The organism is Frigoribacterium faeni (genome assembly GCF_007988805.1).
In the GTDB taxonomy this organism is placed as follows: Bacteria; Actinomycetota; Actinomycetes; order Actinomycetales; family Microbacteriaceae; genus Frigoribacterium; species Frigoribacterium faeni.
The window spans coordinates 15,004-31,363 of the sequence record NZ_BJUV01000003.1 but is presented as its reverse complement, the minus strand read 5'-3'; the positions used below and the strand labels follow the sequence as shown (position 1 = coordinate 31,363).

Sequence of the window (16,360 nt, the reverse complement as noted above, 5' to 3'; positions counted from 1 at the left end):
ACGTCGTCATCCACCGTTTACCTCGGCGGCGTCGGAAGTGGCGTCGGCGGTGGCACGATAGGACGATGGACAGCGAACCACGCGTCGACGGCGCCGGCGTCACCCCCGACTTCCTCGACGACTTCGACGAGATCGTCAGCTTCGAGGACGGCACCCTGCCGGCGGAGAGGTACCTCGACCGCGAGCTGAGCTGGCTCTCGTTCAACCAGCGGGTGCTCGAGCTGGCCGAGGACCCCACGACGCCGCTGCTCGAGCGGGCGAACTTCCTGGCCATCTTCGCGAGCAACCTCGACGAGTTCTTCATGGTCCGCGTCGCCGGGCTCAAGCGTCGCATCGCGACCGGGCTCGCCGTCCCCACCAACGTCGGCCGGGGGCCGAACGAGGTGCTCGCCGACATCAGCGCCAAGGCGCACGAGCTGCAGGAGCGCCACGCGCGGGCGTTCCTCGATCTGGTCAAACCCGACCTCGACGACGCCGGCATCCACGTCGAGAAGTGGTCCGACCTCGACGAGGCCGACCGGGTCCGCATGCGCGAGATCTTCACCGAGCAGATCTTCCCGGTGCTGATGCCCCTCGCGGTCGACCCGGCCCACCCGTTCCCGTACATCTCGGGCCTGTCGCTGAACCTGTCGATCCGCGTACGCAACCCCAAGACGATGCGACAGGAGTTCGCGCGCCTCAAGGTGCCGCAGATGCTCCCGCGCTTCGTGCAGCTGCCCGACGACGAGAGCGGCCGGGTGCGGTTCATCCCGCTCGAGGACCTCATCGCCAACCACCTCCAGGACCTCTTCCCGGGCATGGAGGTCGTCGAGCACCACGTGTTCCGCGTGACCCGCAACGAGGACGTCGAGGTCGACGAGGACGAGTCCGAGAACCTGATCCAGGCGCTCGAGCGCGAGCTCCTGCGGCGCCGCTTCGGGCCGCCGATCCGCCTCGAGATCACCGACGACATGGACCCGGTCACCCTCGAGCTGCTCGTCCGCGAGCTCGACGTCACCGACCAGGAGGTCTACAAGCTCCCGGCGCCCCTCGACCTCGCCGGCCTCTTCGAGATCACCAAGATGCCGCGTGCCGATCTCAAGTACCCCAAGCACCTCCCCACCACGGCCGTTCAGCTGCAGCCGACCGAGCCGAATATGAAGCCCGACATGTTCGCCAGCATCGCCCGCCAGGACGTCCTGGTGCACCACCCCTACGAGTCGTTCGCGACCAGCGTGCAGGCGTTCCTCGAACAGGCCGCCGCCGACCCCAACGTGCTCGCCATCAAGCAGACGCTCTACCGCACGAGCGGCGACTCGCCGATCATCGAGGCGCTGATCGACGCCGCCGAGTCGGGCAAGCAGGTGCTCGCCCTGGTCGAGGTCAAGGCGCGCTTCGACGAGCAGAACAACATCACCTGGGCCCGCAAGCTCGAGAAGGCCGGCGTGCACGTCGTCTACGGTCTCGTCGGGCTCAAGACCCACTGCAAGCTCGCCCTCGTCATCCGCCAGGAGAAGGGCACGCTCAAGCACTACACGCACATCGGCACGGGCAACTACAACCCCAAGACCAGCCGCATCTACGAGGACATGGGGCTCTTCACCGCCGACGACCAGGTCGGGAAAGACCTGACCCGGCTGTTCAACGAGCTCTCGGGCTACGCCATCGAGAAGAAGTTCAAGCGCCTCCTCGTCGCGCCCCGCTACCTCCGTCGCGGTCTGCTCAAGCAGATCCAGAACGAGATCGAGAACGCGCAGGCCGGTCGCCCCTCCGGCATCAAGATCAAGATCAACTCGATCGTCGACGAGCAGATCATCGACGCGCTCTACAAGGCCAGCCAGGCCGGGGTGCCGGTCGACGTCTGGGTGCGCGGCATCTGCACGATCAAGCCCGGCCAGCCGGGTCTGAGCGAGACCATCCGCGTCCGGTCGATCCTCGGCCGATACCTCGAGCACTCGCGACTCTTCTGGTTCGCCAACGACGGCGACCCGCAGCTGTTCATCGGCAGCGCCGACATGATGCACCGCAACCTCGACCGCCGGGTCGAGGCGCTCGTGCGGCTGACCCAGCAGAACCACCTCGACGAGGTCGCGTCGCTGTTCGAACGCGCCATGAGCGACGAGACCGCCTCGTGGTGGCTCGAGTCCGACGGCACCTGGACGCGCCATGCCCGCGACGAGTCCGGCCGTCCTCTGGTCGATCTGCAGAACGCCCTGATGAAGCAGATCAACCAGCGCAAGAGGAGCAGCCGGTGAGCATCACCTCGACCACCGTCGTGGCCGCGGGGGCCGTCCTCTTCCGCTTCGTCGACGGCAAGTCGCGCGTGCTGCTGATCCATCGCGACCACCACGGCGACGTCTCGCTGCCCAAGGGCAAGGTCGACCCGGGCGAGTCCACCCCCCAGGCCGCCGTCCGCGAGATCCGCGAGGAGACCGGCTACCGCGTCTCGCTCGGCGCACCGCTCGGCCACGTCGAGTACGTCATGCCCGGCGGACGCGACAAGATCGTCCACTACTGGGCCGCCGAGGTCACCGACGAGGCCTTCACGGCCGCGGGAGACTTCACCCCGAACAGCGAGGTGGGCGCGATCGAGTGGGTCTCGATCGACAAGGCGCGCACCAAGCTGACCTACGAACGCGACGCCGAGGTGCTCGACAGGTTCGCCGACCGCGTCGCGACCAAGCGGGCGCGCACCTTCGCCCTCGTCGCCCTGCGCCACGCCAAGACGACCTCGCCCGGCGACTGGGACGGCTCCGACGCGACCCGCCCGCTGCTGCCCGCCGGCCGCAAGCAGGCCAAGTCGATCGCCCCCGGCATCGCCGCCTGGGCTCCGCAGCGCATCGTCAGCAGCACGGCCGCCCGATGCCTCGCGACCCTCGAGCCGCTGTCCGCCCTGACCCGGGTCGGCGTCAAGCAGACCGACTCGATCAGCCAGGACGCCTTCGAGCGCGGCACGGACGACGTCGCGGGCGTGGTCGCGAAGCGCCTCAAGAAGCGCGCCAGCGCCGTGCTCTGCAGCCACGGCCCGGTGCTGCCCGAGCTGATCCGTCAGATCGCGCTGGGCACCAAGGGGGGCGACCGGCTCGACCTGCGCCGCGCCTCCTCGCTGTCCACCGGCGAGTACACCGTGCTGCACGTCTCCGTCGACGACGCCTCGCTCGTCGCCGTCGAGACGCACGGCCCCGTCGCCTGACGCCCGCCCTCCTTGATCGCTCGGGCTGAGGCCCGGGCTCGGGCTCGGGCTCGGGCTCGGGCTCGGGCGGGTGTACCCCGGCGTGCCCCGGCGCCCACGGGCGGACACGGCCGATGTTCCCCTCGCGTTAACCTGCCGTTCACCGAGACGGGCGACCGTGGTTAACCCCTGGACGTAGCGTCTCGCAGGGGCCGGCACCTGGCCCACAGCACCCAGTCATCACCTCCCGAAAAGGAACCCCTGTGAACTTCAAGCGCACCGGCAGCATCGTTGCCATCGCCGCGGTCAGCACCATGCTCCTCGCATCCTGCGCGAGCAACGAAGGCCCCTCGTCGGGCAGCTCCGAGGGCGGCTCGGACCTCTCCGGCTCGCTCGTCGGCATCGGCGCGACCTCGCAGCAGGCCGCTCAGGAAGCCTGGGTCGCCGGCTACCAGACGGCGAACGACGGCGTGGACGTCAGCTACGACCCCCAGGGCTCGGGCGGCGGCCGCGAGAGCTTCATCTCCGGCGCAGCCGACTTCGCCGGTTCGGACCGCGCGTTCACCACCGACGAGATCTCGTCCAGCACCTTCGCCGGCTGCACGCCCGACACCGGCATCGTCGAGCTGCCCGCCTACGTCTCGCCCATCGCGGTCGTCTTCAACCTCGACGGCGTCGACGAGCTCAACCTGTCGCCCGCCACCCTCGCCGGCATCTTCAACGGCTCCATCACCACGTGGGACGCCGACGAGATCAAGGCCGACAACCCCGACGCCGACCTGCCCAGCACCGGCATCACCGCCGTGCACCGCTCGGACGACTCGGGCACGACCGAGAACTTCACCGACTACCTGAACAAGACGGCCTCCGACGTCTGGACCGAAGAGGCCGACGGCACCTGGCCCACCGCCTTCGGCGGCGAGGGCGCCTCAGGCACGACCGGCGTGATCGACGCCGTCACCAACGGCACCGGGACCATCGGCTACGCCGACGCGTCGCGCGCCGGTGACCTCGGCGTCGCCAAGGTCAAGGTCGGCGACGAGTTCGTCGGCTTCTCGGCCGAGGCCGCCGCCGCCATCGTCGACGAGTCCCCCGAGGAGGAGGGCCGCACCGACGGCGACATCGCCATCGCGCTCGACCGCACCTCCGAGGCCGCGGGCGTCTACCCGATCGTCCTGGTCAGCTACCTGATCGCCTGCGAGTCGTACGAGGACGCCGCCAAGGGCGAGCTCGTCAAGTCGTACCTCTCGTACGTGACCAGCGACGAGGGCCAGCAGGTCGCGGCCGACGCCGCCGGCTCGGCTCCCATCTCGAGCACCCTCTCGGGTCAGGTCGCCGACGCGATCGCGCTCATCAAGTAACACGGCACCACCCGGGCCCGGGAACGCACCCTGTGCGTTCCCGGGCCGTCGGCCTGACAGGGCCTCTCCGCTCCACCCCCGAGACCCCGTAGCATCCAGAAGCACCGGCACCAGCCCGCACCGCGCACATCCCCCCACCCGAACCTCCGGAGGATCCCGTCTGATGACCGCCCCCGCCACGACGTCGGCCACCACCGGCGCCCCGAAGCCCACGAGACGACCTGCCGATCGGATCTTCTCGGGCAGCACCGTCGTCGCGGGCGGTCTCATCCTCGCCATCCTCGCCGCGGTCGCGCTGTTCCTGATCGTCCAGAGCATCCCGGCGCTGACGGCGGACGCCGACGACGTCTCGCTCTCGGGCTACCCCGGGTCGTTCTTTCAGTACGTCGGGCCGCTCGCCTTCGGAACGGTCTACGCCGCCGCCCTGGCGCTCCTGATGGCCCTGCCCGTCGCCATCGGCATCGCCCTCTTCATCTCGCACTACGCCCCGCGCAAGCTCGCGCAGGGCCTCGGCTACGTGGTCGACCTGCTGGCCGCCGTGCCCTCGGTCGTCTTCGGCCTCTGGGGCAGCATCGTGCTCGCGCCGGCGATCCAGCCCTTCTACGGCTGGCTCGTCGACACGTTCGGCTGGTTCCCGCTGTTCGCCGGCCCCGTCTCGGGCACCGGCCGCACCCTGCTCACCGCCTCGATCGTGCTCGCCGTGATGATCCTGCCGATCATCACCGCCCTCAGCCGCGAGGTCTTCCTGCAGACGCCGACGCTGCACGAGGAGGCGGCGCTGGCCCTCGGCGCCACGCGCTGGGAGATGATCCAGATCGCGGTGCTGCCGTTCGGCCGCCCCGGCGTCATCTCCGCCGCCATGCTCGGCCTCGGCCGCGCCCTCGGCGAGACGATGGCCGTCGCGCTCGTGCTCTCTCCCGCTCTCGTGATCAACCCGGCGATCCTCACCTCGACGAACTCGTCGACGATCGCGGCGAACATCGCACTGAGGTTCCCCGAGGCGCACGACATCGGCATCAACACGCTGATCGCCACCGGCCTCGTCCTCTTCGTCATCACGCTGATCGTGAACTCGATCGCCCGATACGTCATCAACCGCCGCAAGGCCTTCTCGGGAGCGAACTGATGGCCACGACCGCCACCACCACCGACGTCCGCCGCACGGGAGCCTCCGTCAACGCGCTCACGACCGGCCGACTGCCCAAGGGCTCCCCGGTCGCCATCCTGCTCGGCAGCTGGGTGATCATGGGCGTCGTCTTCGGTCTGCTGAACGCCGCCGGCGTCACCGACGGCTTCAACTGGGTCGGGGCGATCATCCTCGGCACCGTGCTGTACGCCGTGCTCGTCTTCGTCGTCGCGATGCAGGTCGAGGGGATCCGCCGCGCGAAGGACCGCGTCGTCACGACGGCCGTCAGCGCCGCCTTCATCATCGCCCTCGTGCCCCTCGTGTCGCTGCTCTTCACCGTCGTCACCTCGGGAGCCAACCGGTTCGACGTCGGCTTCTTCTCGATGTCGATGCGCAACGTGGTCGGAGCCGGCGGCGGCGGACTGCACGCCATCACCGGGACCCTCCTGATCACGGCCCTCGCCGCGGTGATCTCGGTGCCGATCGGCCTCCTCACCGCCATCTACCTGGTCGAGTACGGCCGGGGTCGCCTCGCCCGGGCGATCACGTTCTTCGTCGACGTCATGACCGGCATCCCCTCGATCGTCGCCGGCCTCTTCGCCTACGCGCTGTTCGTCATCTTCTTCGGACCCGGGGTCCGCATGGGCGCGGCCGGCTCGGTCGCTCTGGCGGTGCTGATGATCCCGGTCGTCGTGCGCAGCACCGAGGAGATGCTGAAGCTCGTGCCGAACGAGCTGCGCGAGGCCGCCTACGCCCTCGGCGTGCCGAAGTGGCTGACGATCGTGAAGGTCGTGATCCCGACCTCGATCGCCGGCATCACGACCGGCGTCATGCTCGCCATCGCCCGCATCATCGGCGAGACCGCGCCGCTGCTGATCACGGCCGGATTCACCGCGAGCATGAACTACAACCTCTTCGACGGGCGCATGCAGTCGCTGCCGGTGTTCGCCTACAGCTCGTACGTCAGCCAGGGCACCGACGCGGCGGCCTTCATCGACCGCGCCTGGACCTCGGCGCTCACGCTCATCCTCATCGTCATGGCGCTCAACCTGCTCGCCCGGCTGATCGCCCGCATCTTCGCCCCCAAGCTCGGCCGCTGAGGCCAGGAACCACCCGGAGGAACCCATGTCCAAGCGCATCGAGGTCAACGACCTCAACGTCTACTACAGCAAGTTCAAGGCCGTCGAAGACGTCAACATCACCATCGAGCCCCGCACGGTCACCGCGTTCATCGGGCCGTCGGGCTGCGGCAAGTCGACCTTCCTCCGCACGCTGAACCGCATGCACGAGGTGATCCCCGGAGCCTACGTCGACGGCCAGGTGCTCATCGACGGCAACGACCTCTACAGCCCCGGCGTCGACCCCGTGCTCGTCCGCCGTCAGGTCGGCATGGTGTTCCAGCGACCGAACCCGTTCCCGACGATGAGCATCCGCGACAACGTGCTCGCCGGTGTGAAGCTCAACAACCGCCGCATGTCGCGAGGCGACCAGGACTCGCTCGTCGAGTCGTCCCTCCAGGGCGCCAACCTCTGGAACGAGGTCAAGGACCGCCTCGACAAGCCCGGCTCGGGCCTCTCGGGCGGCCAGCAGCAGCGTCTCTGCATCGCGCGCGCCATCGCCGTCTCCCCCGACGTCGTGCTGATGGACGAGCCGTGCTCGGCCCTCGACCCGATCTCGACGCTGGCCATCGAGGACCTCATCGAGGAGCTCAAGCAGCAGTACACGATCGTCATCGTGACCCACAACATGCAGCAGGCCAGCCGCGTCAGCGACAAGACCGCGTTCTTCAACATCGCGGGAACCGGCAAGCCCGGCAAGCTGATCGAGTACGACGACACCGCCAAGATGTTCTCCAACCCGAGCGTCCAGGCGACCGAGGACTACGTCTCGGGTCGCTTCGGCTGATCCCGCCCGCGACGGATCCCCGTCGCACCCGTCCGGACCACGGACACGAAGGAGGCGCCCCACCGGCCGGTGGGGCGCCTCCTGTCGTCGAGCCGGTCGCGTCGCGCTCCGCGACCGACCGGGACGTCGGCCGTCAGGCGCTCGGCAGAGCCACGATCGGGTCGCTGGTCGGCTGGTCGGAGCCGCCGGTCGGCTCGACGGTGACGCCGATCACGTCGCCGGGCGACATCTCGCCCTTGAGCACCTGGGTGACGGTCGAGTCGGACGACGTGTCGAAGGTGCCGGCCGGGATGGCGCCGTCGTCTCCGATGTACCAGAGCTCGTACGTCTGGTCGCCGGGCAGCGACGTCAGGCCGTCGGCCACGATGGCGCTGCGCTTCAGGTCGTTCGACCAGACGAGCGTGGCGGTGCCGCCCGTGCTGACCTCCGCGACGGTGCGCTGGAAGTCGCTGGCCGCGTAGATCTCGTCGAGAGCCGAGGCGGTGGCCTCCTGCGACTGGCCCGGGCCGCTGATCGCGGACACCAGGGCTCCGCCGCCGAAGAACAGGCCGGCGGCGGCCGCTGCGGCGCCGAGGATGGCGACCGGGCGCGTGAACCAGCGGCGCTGAGCGGCACCCGTGGGGTGCAGCACGCGGGCCTCGGACTCGGTGGGCTCCATCTCGGGGACCGGGCGACGCCGGGGGGCGACGCGCTCGTGCTCGTCACCCGCGCCTCCTGCGGTCTCGGGGCCGGGCGCCTGCTCGGCGGTCGTCTGCGACGGCAGCTGAGCCGTGCGGGCGATCTTGTCCATGATGGAGTCGCGAAGACCGGCGGAGGGCGTCACGGGCGTCGCCGCGTGAGCGAGCAGGAGTGCTGTCTCGCGCAATTCGGCCACTTCCTTCCTGATGTCCTCGGACCCGTCGAGGATCTCCTCGAACGAGCGTCGTTCTTCTTCTGTCAGTGCGTTGAGCACGTAGGCGCCGGAGAGGTTCTCCGTCGCGTCGCCGACACCGTCGGTGCCGGTGGGTTCGTCGCGGTCGTTCACGAGGCAACCCCCATCTCGTCTCGAAGTCGGATCATTCCGTCGCGGAGCCGGGTCTTGACGGTGCCGATGGGCACCCCCAGCATGGTCGCCACCTCACTGTGGCTGTAGCCGCCGTAGTAGGCGAGCTTCACCGCCTGGCGTTGCAGCTCGGTCAGACGGCCGAGCGCCCGTTCGACCCGCTCGTGCTCGATGCGGATCTCGACCGACTCGGTGACCGAGTCGTACTCGGGCGAGAGGTCGCGGACGCCGATCTTGAGGTCGCGGTCGCGGCCGGACTGCGAGGCCCGGACCCGGTCGACCGCGCGGCGGTGCGCCATCGTCAGCATCCAGCTCGCGGCGCTGCCCCGGGTCGTGTCGAACCGGGAGGCGGTCTGCCAGATCTCGAGGAACACCTCCTGGGCGACCTCCTCGGACTGGGCGTGGTCTTTGAGGAGGCGCTTGATCAGCCCCAGGACACGAGGCGCCGTCTGGTCGTACAGCTCGCCGAAAGCGACCTGATCTCCGGCGGCGACCCTCTGCAGCAGGTCGTCGGGCGACGCCGGATGCGCCGCAGCGTCGGGAGTCTCGATGTCTCGGGTCACGAGCTTCAGCATGTCAGGGTTCACCTCGATTCGCTTGTCCGCCGTCAGGCCGGTCTGTGGAGTGAGCGCTCCCCCCGCGAGATGCTCCGTCTGGGATGGTGTTCAGGTCCGGATCGCCGCGGAGGGAACGGACCGCGCGGGCCGGTCCAGGGAGACCGGTTCGTGCGGAGGATCATGCGATCCCTCACGTCAATGGTTCGGCACGAGCCCATCGCCGGATTGGGCGAGTTTTGCTCACCGCGCAGGGTCTGGGAGACGCGGCTGCGTGGCCCGGCGAGACGCGGCGGATCGGCGTGGTGCGGTGGTGCGCGGCGCTCAGCTGCGCGGCGGCGGCTCGGCTGCGCCGCGGCGGGAAACACGCCGACACGAGCGAGGAGAGGAGGTGCCGAGCCGCAGAAACGCCTCTCGGCGCGAGGCCGCTCGAAGCGGCTAAATTTGGAGCCCGGGGTTACTGCGGCCCGACAGTGATCGAGTTTAGCCGCTGCGCGCGATGCTCGCCTCAGCGTTCGCCGGGTGCGAAACCGGGGTGCGCCTCTTCGGTGGATGCGCTGTCGGGTCTGCTCGGTCAGTCGAGGCTGTCGCTGCGCCAGAGGTGGGCGCAGGCGACGAGGTCGACGCCGAGCTCGGAGAGGCGCAGGGCCCTGCGGGTGAGCTCGGAGGCGCGCTCGGAGCCGACCGCGTCGTGGTCGTCGGCGAGGCTGGTGGCCCCGGCGGAGGCGAGACGGCAGAAGGCGGCCCCGCGCTCGAGAGCGGTCGCGAAGTCGCCCACGAAGACGCCCCGCAGGATGAGGTCGGCGAGCTCGACGATCTCGTCGGGGCTGGCCGGGGCCGGGGCGCCGGCGACGACCGGGTCGATGGTCGACGACGATTCGACGCCGCGTTCGAAGAGGAACGTGATCTCGACCGGGTTCTGCCGGATCACCGCGCGCACGAGGTAGATGCGCCAGAGAGCGCCCGGGAGGGTGTGGGCGGGTGCCCGCGCCCAGAGCTCGGCGACCGCGTCGATGCCGTGCAGGTCGGTGAACGTGACGAGCCGGTCGAGGATCTCGGGCGACGGGTCGTTCTTCACGCGCGCCACGAGGGCGGCGGCGGACTCGTGGGCGACGCGGTTGATCGTCGCCGGGTCGTCTCCGCCCTGGAAGGCCTCGAACTCGGCGCCGGAGAACTGCGTGGGGCGGTGGAAGTCTCTGGGCATCGCGTCGATGATAGGCGCGACCCCCGACAGCCGCGCCCCCCGCCGGCCCCTTCTTCGCTCACCGCGTAGGGCGACGCGAACGCGCCCGGCGATCCCGTATTGTTGTCCGACGAGGGCCTCTAGCTCAGTTGGTAGAGCATCGGACTTTTAATCCGCGGGTCATGGGTTCGAGCCCCATGGGGCCCACCCCTACTTCTCTTCCTCGCAGCCCTGTCGTCACGTCGGGCCGGGGCTCACGCCGCGCGCCAGGACCGCCGGCCCGCCGCGAGAAGGACCGCGCCCCCTGCTCCGGCGCGCTGGGCACCGGTGCAGGGGGCACGGTGCGCCGAGTAGACGGGGCCGCCATTCGGATCAGGAAAAGAGCGGCCGCCAGAGCAATTCGACGACGAGCGTCCGGTAACCAGCCGAACGCCTGCTCACGCTAGCGTGAATCGCGCCCGAGGGAAATCGTTCTCAGGATTCTGCGTAAAAAGGACAGTGCCGAGACGTTTCGGGGTCAGTCACGGGTCCGCCGAATGCCCCACGCGGCCGTCCACGACTCGCCCTCGTCGAGCCAGACGAGGCCCTCGCCGGTCGCCAGCGCGTTGGCCGGGGCCGTCATCGGCTCGGCGGCCACGGCCAGCCCCTCGACGCCGTCGCGCGGGAAGTTCCGCGGCGTGAAGACCTGCACGTAGCCGAACGAGGCGTCCTGCCAGAGCTCGGTCGACCAGCCGTCGGGGGCGGTCAGCCTCGTGCGCCGGACGCCGTGCTCGTCGGCGACGACGTCGCGGTACCCCGTGTCGAGGTCGAGGTCGCCCACCAGCGGCCCTCCACGGAGGTCGACGTCGGTGCCGGCGACGGGGGCGGTGCCCGTCGGGATGCTCCGCTCGTCGACCTCGAACCGGGTCGCGGCGTCGAGGGTCACCCGCAGGGTGGCCGGGTCGTGGTCGCCCACCCGGAGGAACGGGTGCGAGCCGACCGCGAACGGCGCCCGCCCGCGACCGACGTTCTCGACCGTGTGGGTCACGACCATGCCGTCGGCGACGAGCTCGTGCCGCACGGTCGTCGCGAGCTGGAACGGCCAGCCGTGCTGCGGGAACACCGTCGCACCGAGGGTCACGGCGTGCGGCTCGACGACGATCGGCCGGTACGCCGTGTAGCGCAGCAGACCATGGCTGGCGTTGCCCTTGGCCGGCTCGGTGAGGTCGAGCTGCTGCTCGACGCCGTCGAGCGTCCATCGACCTCCGTCGACCCGGTTCGGCCAGGGGAAGAGCGTGATGCCGCACGCGGACGGCGGGGTCTCGTGCTCGGCGAACGTCTCGGTCAGGGCTGCACCGTCGACCTCGAGGGCGCGGATGCCCGCGGCCACCTCGGTGACGATCGCGGTGACGCGACGCCCGTCGGCGTCGAGCTCGAGGTGGAACTGGCTGCCGGTCGGTGCTGCGGTCATCGGTGGTCTCCTCGTGTCCGGTCGACGCCGACCGTCGCGGCGTCGGTCTCAGTGTCGTCCCCGGCGACGGCGTCAGCGTCGGCGTCGGCGTCGGCGTCGTCGCGGGCGTGGCCGGCCTCGCCGCCGCCGACCTCGCCGAGGCCGGTGGCGTCGATGTCGTCGGCCTCGACCACGGCCAGCCCCGCGGCCCGGAGCTCGTCGACGTGCGCCGGGTCGGCGCCGGCCGTGATCAGCGCCTCGAAGGTGGCGAGGGGCGCGATCACCCCGAGATGGGCGTCGGACAGCTTGGCCCCGTCGGCGACGAGGTACGAGCGTCGTGCGGTCTGCGTCATGAGGCGCTTGAGGTCGGTCTCGGGCAGGTTCACGTTGGTCGCGCCGTGCGCGACGTCGACCCCGGTGCAGCCGATGAAGGCGACGTCGGCCGTGATGCTCGAGAAGACGCTCGTCGCCAGCGGGTTGACGAGTGAGTGCTGCAGCGGCCGCAGCGTGCCGCCGGACACGATCACCGTGAACCGCGGGACGGCCTGCTCGAGGGCGAGGGCGATCGTCAACCCGTTGGTGACGACGACGACCCCCTCGAGGTCGTGCCGCTCGAGGAGGGCGAGCGCGATCTGGGTCGTGGTCGTGCCGACGTCGAGCACGACGCAGTCTCCGGAGCGGACCAGCGACGCCGCGGCCACCCCGATCGCCCGCTTCGCCTCGATGCCGATCGAGCTCTCCTCCTCGAACGGGCGCTCGACCACCGGACGGTCGAGGGAGAGAGCCCCGCCGTGCACGCGCGACAGCAGGCCGTCGGCGGCGAGGCTCTCGAGGTCGGTGCGGATCGTCACCTCGGAGAGCCGGAACTCGCGGGCGAGCTCGGCCGTCCGCACGAAGCCGCGTCGACCGACCAGGTCGGCGATGCGATCGCGCCGACGCTCGCCCGGCAGCTGCGGATCGTTCGGGTTGGCGTTCACGGCTCCAGTTTCGTATGCTTTCAGGTGCTTTCGCAAATGCAAATCACCTGACGCGGGGGCGCGACCGAGGAGGCTCCACATGGCGGCGATCGCCACCCGAACGACGTTGCTCGCCGACGGGCGAGAACTCATCTACTTCGACGACGCCGACACGACGCTCGGCCCCGACCGTCGCGCCGACGCCCGCACGCTCGACCCCCGTCCCGACACCGCCACGATGCGGCAGGACGTCCTGACCGGCGACTGGGTCTCGATCGCCGCCTCCCGCCAGAACCGCGTGTTCCTGCCGCCGGCCGAGCTCGACCCGCTGGCTCCCGCGTCGCCGACCAACCCGTCCGAGATCCCCGACGTCTACGACGTCGCGGTCTTCGAGAACCGCTCGCCGTCGTTCGGCCCGCTCCTCACCGACGAGAACGCGCCCGAGGGCGTCGACGACCTCGGGAACCTCGGCATGGGTCGCACGCGCCGCAGCGTCGGCCGCTGCGAGGTCGTCTGCTTCAGCCCCGAGCACGAGGGCTCGTTCGCGGACCTCAGCGAGTCGCGCGCCCGCACCGTGGTCGAGGCCTGGGCGCACCGCACCGCCGCCCTGTCGGCGATGCCCGGCATCGAGCAGGTGTTCCCGTTCGAGAACCGCGGTCAGGCGATCGGCGTCACGCTGCACCACCCGCACGGCCAGATCTACGCCTACCCGTACGTCACGCCCCGCACCACGAGCCTGCTGCGCAGCATCGAGTCCTACGGCCCGACGCTCTTCGCCGACCTGCTCGAGAACGAGCGCGGCGGACCCCGCGTCGTCCTCGCGGGCGAGCACTTCACGGCGTTCGTGCCGTTCGCGGCCCGCTGGCCGATCGAGATCCACCTGCTGCCGCACCGCCACGTGCCCGACTTCGCCGGGCTGACCGACGACGAACGCGACGAGCTCGCGATCATGTACCGGCGCCTCCTGCGGGGCGTCGACGCCCTGTACGGCGATCCGACCCCCTACATCTCGGCCTGGCACCAGGCACCCGTCAACGTCGGCCGCGACACCGTGCGGCTGATGCTGCAGATCACCTCGCCCCGGCGGGCCGAGACGAGACTGAAGTTCCTGGCGGGCTCCGAGGCGGCGATGGGAGCCTGGATCGGCGACCTCGTCCCCGAGGCGCAGGCCGACCTGATCCGAGAGGCGATCGAGCGCTCATGACCGACACCACCACTCCCCGCGGCTTCGCCGACGTCTTCGACACCGAGGTCGTCGGCCGCTGGTCGGCCCCCGGCCGCGTCAACCTGATCGGCGAGCACACCGACTACAACGACGGCTTCGTGCTGCCGTTCGCCATCGATCGCCGCACCACGGTGACGGTCGGCCGACGCGACGACCGACTGCTGCGCATCTCCTCGACCTTCGAGGAGGGGGTGCACGAGATCTCGCTCGACGCGCTCGACCCCGCGTCGATGTCGGGCTGGTCCACCTACGCCTTCGGCATCGCCTGGGCCCTGTCGGTCGCGGCGCAGCACTCCGACTCCCCCGCGTTCGCCGCCGCCGGCGGAGACCTGACGACCATCGACCTCTCGACCGCCCGCGGCCTCGACCTGTTCGTCGACTCCGAGGTGCCGGTCGGCGCCGGGCTGTCGTCGTCGGCGGCCCTCGAGTGCGCCGTCGCGGTCGCCTTCGCCGAGCTCTGGTCGATCGACGTCAACCGGTCGACGCTGGCCGCCGTCGGACAGCTCGCCGAGAACGACGCCGTCGGTGCGCCGACGGGCATCATGGACCAGTCCGCCTCGTTGCTCGGCCAGGCCGACTCGGGTGTGTTCCTCGACTGCCGCAGCCTCGACGCCGACGTCGTCGACCTCGGCTTCGCCGCCGCCGGCCTCGAGGTGCTCGTGATCGACACCAACGTCGAGCACGCCCACGCCACCGGAGGGTACGTCGAGCGTCGCTCCTCGTGCGAGAAGGGCGCGGCCGCGCTGGGCGTCACGTCGCTGCGCGACCTCGACGCGGGCGACCTCGAACGCGCCGAGGAGACCCTCGACGACGAGACCTTCCGCCGCGTGCGCCACGTGATCACCGAGAACCAGCGGGTGCTCGACACCGTCCGCACGCTGCGCACCGAGGGCCCGCTCGCCATCGGCCGGCTGCTCGACGCCTCGCACGTGTCGATGCGCGACGACTTCGAGATCTCGGTCCCCGAGCTCGACCTCGCCGTCGCGACCGCTCAGGCCACGGGTGCGCTCGGCGCCCGGATGACGGGCGGCGGCTTCGGCGGATCGGCCATCGCGCTGGTGCCCGCCGAGGCGCGGGCGGCCGTCGAGGCCGCTGTCGTCGCCGCCTTCGCCGACGCCGCCTACACGGCCCCGACGCTCTTCACCGTCAACGCCGCCGAGGGCGCCCGCCGCGACGGCTGACGCCTGCGGCGCGCGGCGCGCCGTCGCGCCGTCGCACCCGCACAGCGCCACGAGGTGGGCACGGCACCAGGGAAAAGCCTGGTGCCGTGCCCATCTCCTGGCGTGGTGGCGATGCCCGCACTCCCCACCCGAGCCACAGTCGAGGCCCGCCGCCCGCCTCACCGCACCCGCATCCCCCCACAGCACCACGAAGTGGGCACGGCACCAGGCGAAGACCTGGCGCCGTGCCCACTTCCTGGTGTCGTAGCGACTCGGCGGCTCAGCGCCGCTCGGCCGCCTCGACCACGTTCTTCAGCAGCATCGCGCGTGTCATCGGCCCGACGCCGCCGGGCACCGGCGACTGGAACCCGGCCACCGACGCGACCGCCGGGTCGACGTCGCCGCGCAGCCGGTACCTGCCGGTCTCCTCGTTCAGCACGCGGGTGATCCCGACGTCGATGACGGCGGCCCCCGGTGCGACCCAGTCGGGCTCGACCAGCCCCGCCACGCCCGCCGCCGCGACGACGATGTCGGCGCGCCGCACCTCCGCGGCCACGTCGACCGTGCGCGAGTGCGTCAGGGTCGCCGTCGCCTCGAGCCGCGTCAGCAGGAGCCCCAGGGGGCGCCCGACGGTCAGCCCCTGGCCGATGATCGTCACGTGCCGCCCGGCGATGGGGATGTCGTAGGCCCGCAGCATCTCGACGATGCCCCGCGGCGTGCACGGCAGCGGGGTGTCGATCGACCCCTTGCCACCCGGCACCGCGAGCACGAGCTCGCCGAGGTTGACCGGGTGCAGACCGTCGGCGTCCTTGGCCGGATCCATCAGCTCGAGCATCGCGGTCGGGTCGATGCCGACCGGCAGGGGCAGCTGGATGATGAACGCCGTGACCGCCGGGTTCGCGTTCATGGACTCGATGGCGGCGCGGATCTCGTCCTCCGACGCGGTGTCCGGCAGGTCGAGGCGGATCGACTCGATGCCGACCTCGGCGCAGTCACGGTGCTTGCCCGCCACGTACGAGAGCGAGCCGGGGTTCGCACCGACCAGGATCGTGCCGAGACCCGGCACGATGCCCCGAGCCTTCAGCGCGTCGACCCGCACCCGCAGGTCGTCCTTCACCGCCGCGGCGAGCGCCGTGCCGTCGATCCTGATCGCCGTCGAGTCGTCGCCCGCGACGAAGCGCTCGCGCGGCACCGCCCGCCCGGCCGCGGCCGCAGCACCGGCCCCGGCACTGCCGGAGTCGGCCGAGGAGGCGCGGGTCGGTTCGGTC

At 70.8% G+C, this 16,360-nt stretch carries 14 protein-coding genes and 1 tRNA gene; 9 read left to right on the top strand and 6 right to left on the bottom strand.

What is annotated here, in order from left to right; all coding sequences use genetic code 11:
* Positions 1-65 precede the first annotated feature (65 nt).
* The 6 genes from FFA01_RS02020 (at position 66) to pstB (ending at position 7,543) form a co-directional block, all read left to right on the top strand.
* A complete protein-coding gene (locus tag FFA01_RS02020; RefSeq protein WP_146852474.1) occupies positions 66-2,234 on the top strand; it encodes an RNA degradosome polyphosphate kinase in 2,169 nt (722 codons plus the stop codon).
* Complete coding sequence (locus FFA01_RS02015; protein ID WP_146852473.1) at positions 2,231-3,172, top strand: NUDIX hydrolase; 942 nt, start codon at positions 2,231-2,233, stop codon at positions 3,170-3,172. Before FFA01_RS02020 ends, FFA01_RS02015 begins: the two co-directional genes overlap by 4 nt.
* A 242-nt stretch (positions 3,173-3,414) precedes the next feature.
* Positions 3,415-4,512 (top strand): phosphate ABC transporter substrate-binding protein PstS, encoded by a 1,098-nt coding sequence (locus FFA01_RS02010; protein ID WP_371859157.1) that lies wholly within the window; start codon positions 3,415-3,417, stop codon positions 4,510-4,512.
* Positions 4,513-4,675: 163 nt separating this feature from the next.
* Positions 4,676-5,638, top strand: a complete 963-nt coding sequence (gene pstC / locus FFA01_RS02005) for a phosphate ABC transporter permease subunit PstC (RefSeq protein WP_146852471.1) — start codon at positions 4,676-4,678, stop codon at positions 5,636-5,638.
* Entirely contained in the window at positions 5,638-6,738 is a 1,101-nt protein-coding gene (gene pstA / locus FFA01_RS02000) for a phosphate ABC transporter permease PstA (protein ID WP_146852469.1), read from the top strand. The genes pstC and pstA overlap by 1 nt, the downstream gene beginning before the upstream one ends.
* 25 nt (positions 6,739-6,763) lie before the next feature.
* A complete protein-coding gene (gene pstB, locus FFA01_RS01995; protein ID WP_146852467.1) occupies positions 6,764-7,543 on the top strand; it encodes a phosphate ABC transporter ATP-binding protein PstB in 780 nt (259 codons plus the stop codon).
* Positions 7,544-7,676: 133 nt separating this feature from the next.
* Here pstB and FFA01_RS01990 read toward each other — a convergent pair whose 3' ends face one another.
* The 3 genes from FFA01_RS01990 to FFA01_RS01980 all read right to left on the bottom strand — a co-directional run bounded on the left by FFA01_RS01990 (position 7,677) and on the right by FFA01_RS01980 (position 10,343).
* Positions 7,677-8,567, bottom strand: coding sequence for an anti-sigma factor (locus FFA01_RS01990; RefSeq protein ID WP_146852465.1), 891 nt, complete (start codon positions 8,565-8,567; stop codon positions 7,677-7,679).
* Positions 8,564-9,160, bottom strand: coding sequence for a sigma-70 family RNA polymerase sigma factor (locus tag FFA01_RS01985; protein ID WP_146852710.1), 597 nt, complete (start codon positions 9,158-9,160; stop codon positions 8,564-8,566). Before FFA01_RS01985 ends, FFA01_RS01990 begins: the two co-directional genes overlap by 4 nt.
* Before the next feature lie 553 nt (positions 9,161-9,713).
* Positions 9,714-10,343, bottom strand: coding sequence for a DNA-directed RNA polymerase subunit beta (locus FFA01_RS01980; protein ID WP_146852463.1), 630 nt, complete (start codon positions 10,341-10,343; stop codon positions 9,714-9,716).
* Between the two features lie 113 nt (positions 10,344-10,456).
* On the opposite strand from FFA01_RS01980, the gene FFA01_RS01975 reads away from it, so the two are divergent.
* Positions 10,457-10,529 (top strand) — tRNA-Lys (locus FFA01_RS01975).
* Positions 10,530-10,839: 310 nt separating this feature from the next.
* On the opposite strand, the gene FFA01_RS01970 is transcribed toward FFA01_RS01975, so the two are convergent.
* On the bottom strand, positions 10,840-11,772 hold the full coding sequence (locus FFA01_RS01970) for an aldose 1-epimerase family protein (RefSeq protein WP_146852461.1): 933 nt from the start codon (positions 11,770-11,772) through the stop codon (positions 10,840-10,842).
* Positions 11,769-12,728, bottom strand: coding sequence for a DeoR/GlpR family DNA-binding transcription regulator (locus FFA01_RS01965; RefSeq protein WP_244289655.1), 960 nt, complete (start codon positions 12,726-12,728; stop codon positions 11,769-11,771). Before FFA01_RS01965 ends, FFA01_RS01970 begins: the two co-directional genes overlap by 4 nt.
* A 79-nt stretch (positions 12,729-12,807) precedes the next feature.
* On the opposite strand from FFA01_RS01965, the gene galT reads away from it, so the two are divergent.
* Positions 12,808-13,911, top strand: a complete 1,104-nt coding sequence (gene galT, locus FFA01_RS01960) for a galactose-1-phosphate uridylyltransferase (protein WP_146852459.1) — start codon at positions 12,808-12,810, stop codon at positions 13,909-13,911.
* Positions 13,908-15,113 carry a galactokinase gene (gene galK, locus FFA01_RS01955; RefSeq protein ID WP_146852457.1) on the top strand — a complete coding sequence of 402 codons (1,206 nt, stop codon included), beginning with the start codon at positions 13,908-13,910 and terminating at the stop codon, positions 15,111-15,113. Before galT ends, galK begins: the two co-directional genes overlap by 4 nt.
* Positions 15,114-15,372: 259 nt before the next feature.
* On the opposite strand, the gene FFA01_RS01950 is transcribed toward galK, so the two are convergent.
* On the bottom strand, positions 15,373-16,284 hold the full coding sequence (locus FFA01_RS01950) for a bifunctional methylenetetrahydrofolate dehydrogenase/methenyltetrahydrofolate cyclohydrolase (RefSeq protein ID WP_146852706.1): 912 nt from the start codon (positions 16,282-16,284) through the stop codon (positions 15,373-15,375).
* Positions 16,285-16,360: the final 76 nt, after the last annotated feature.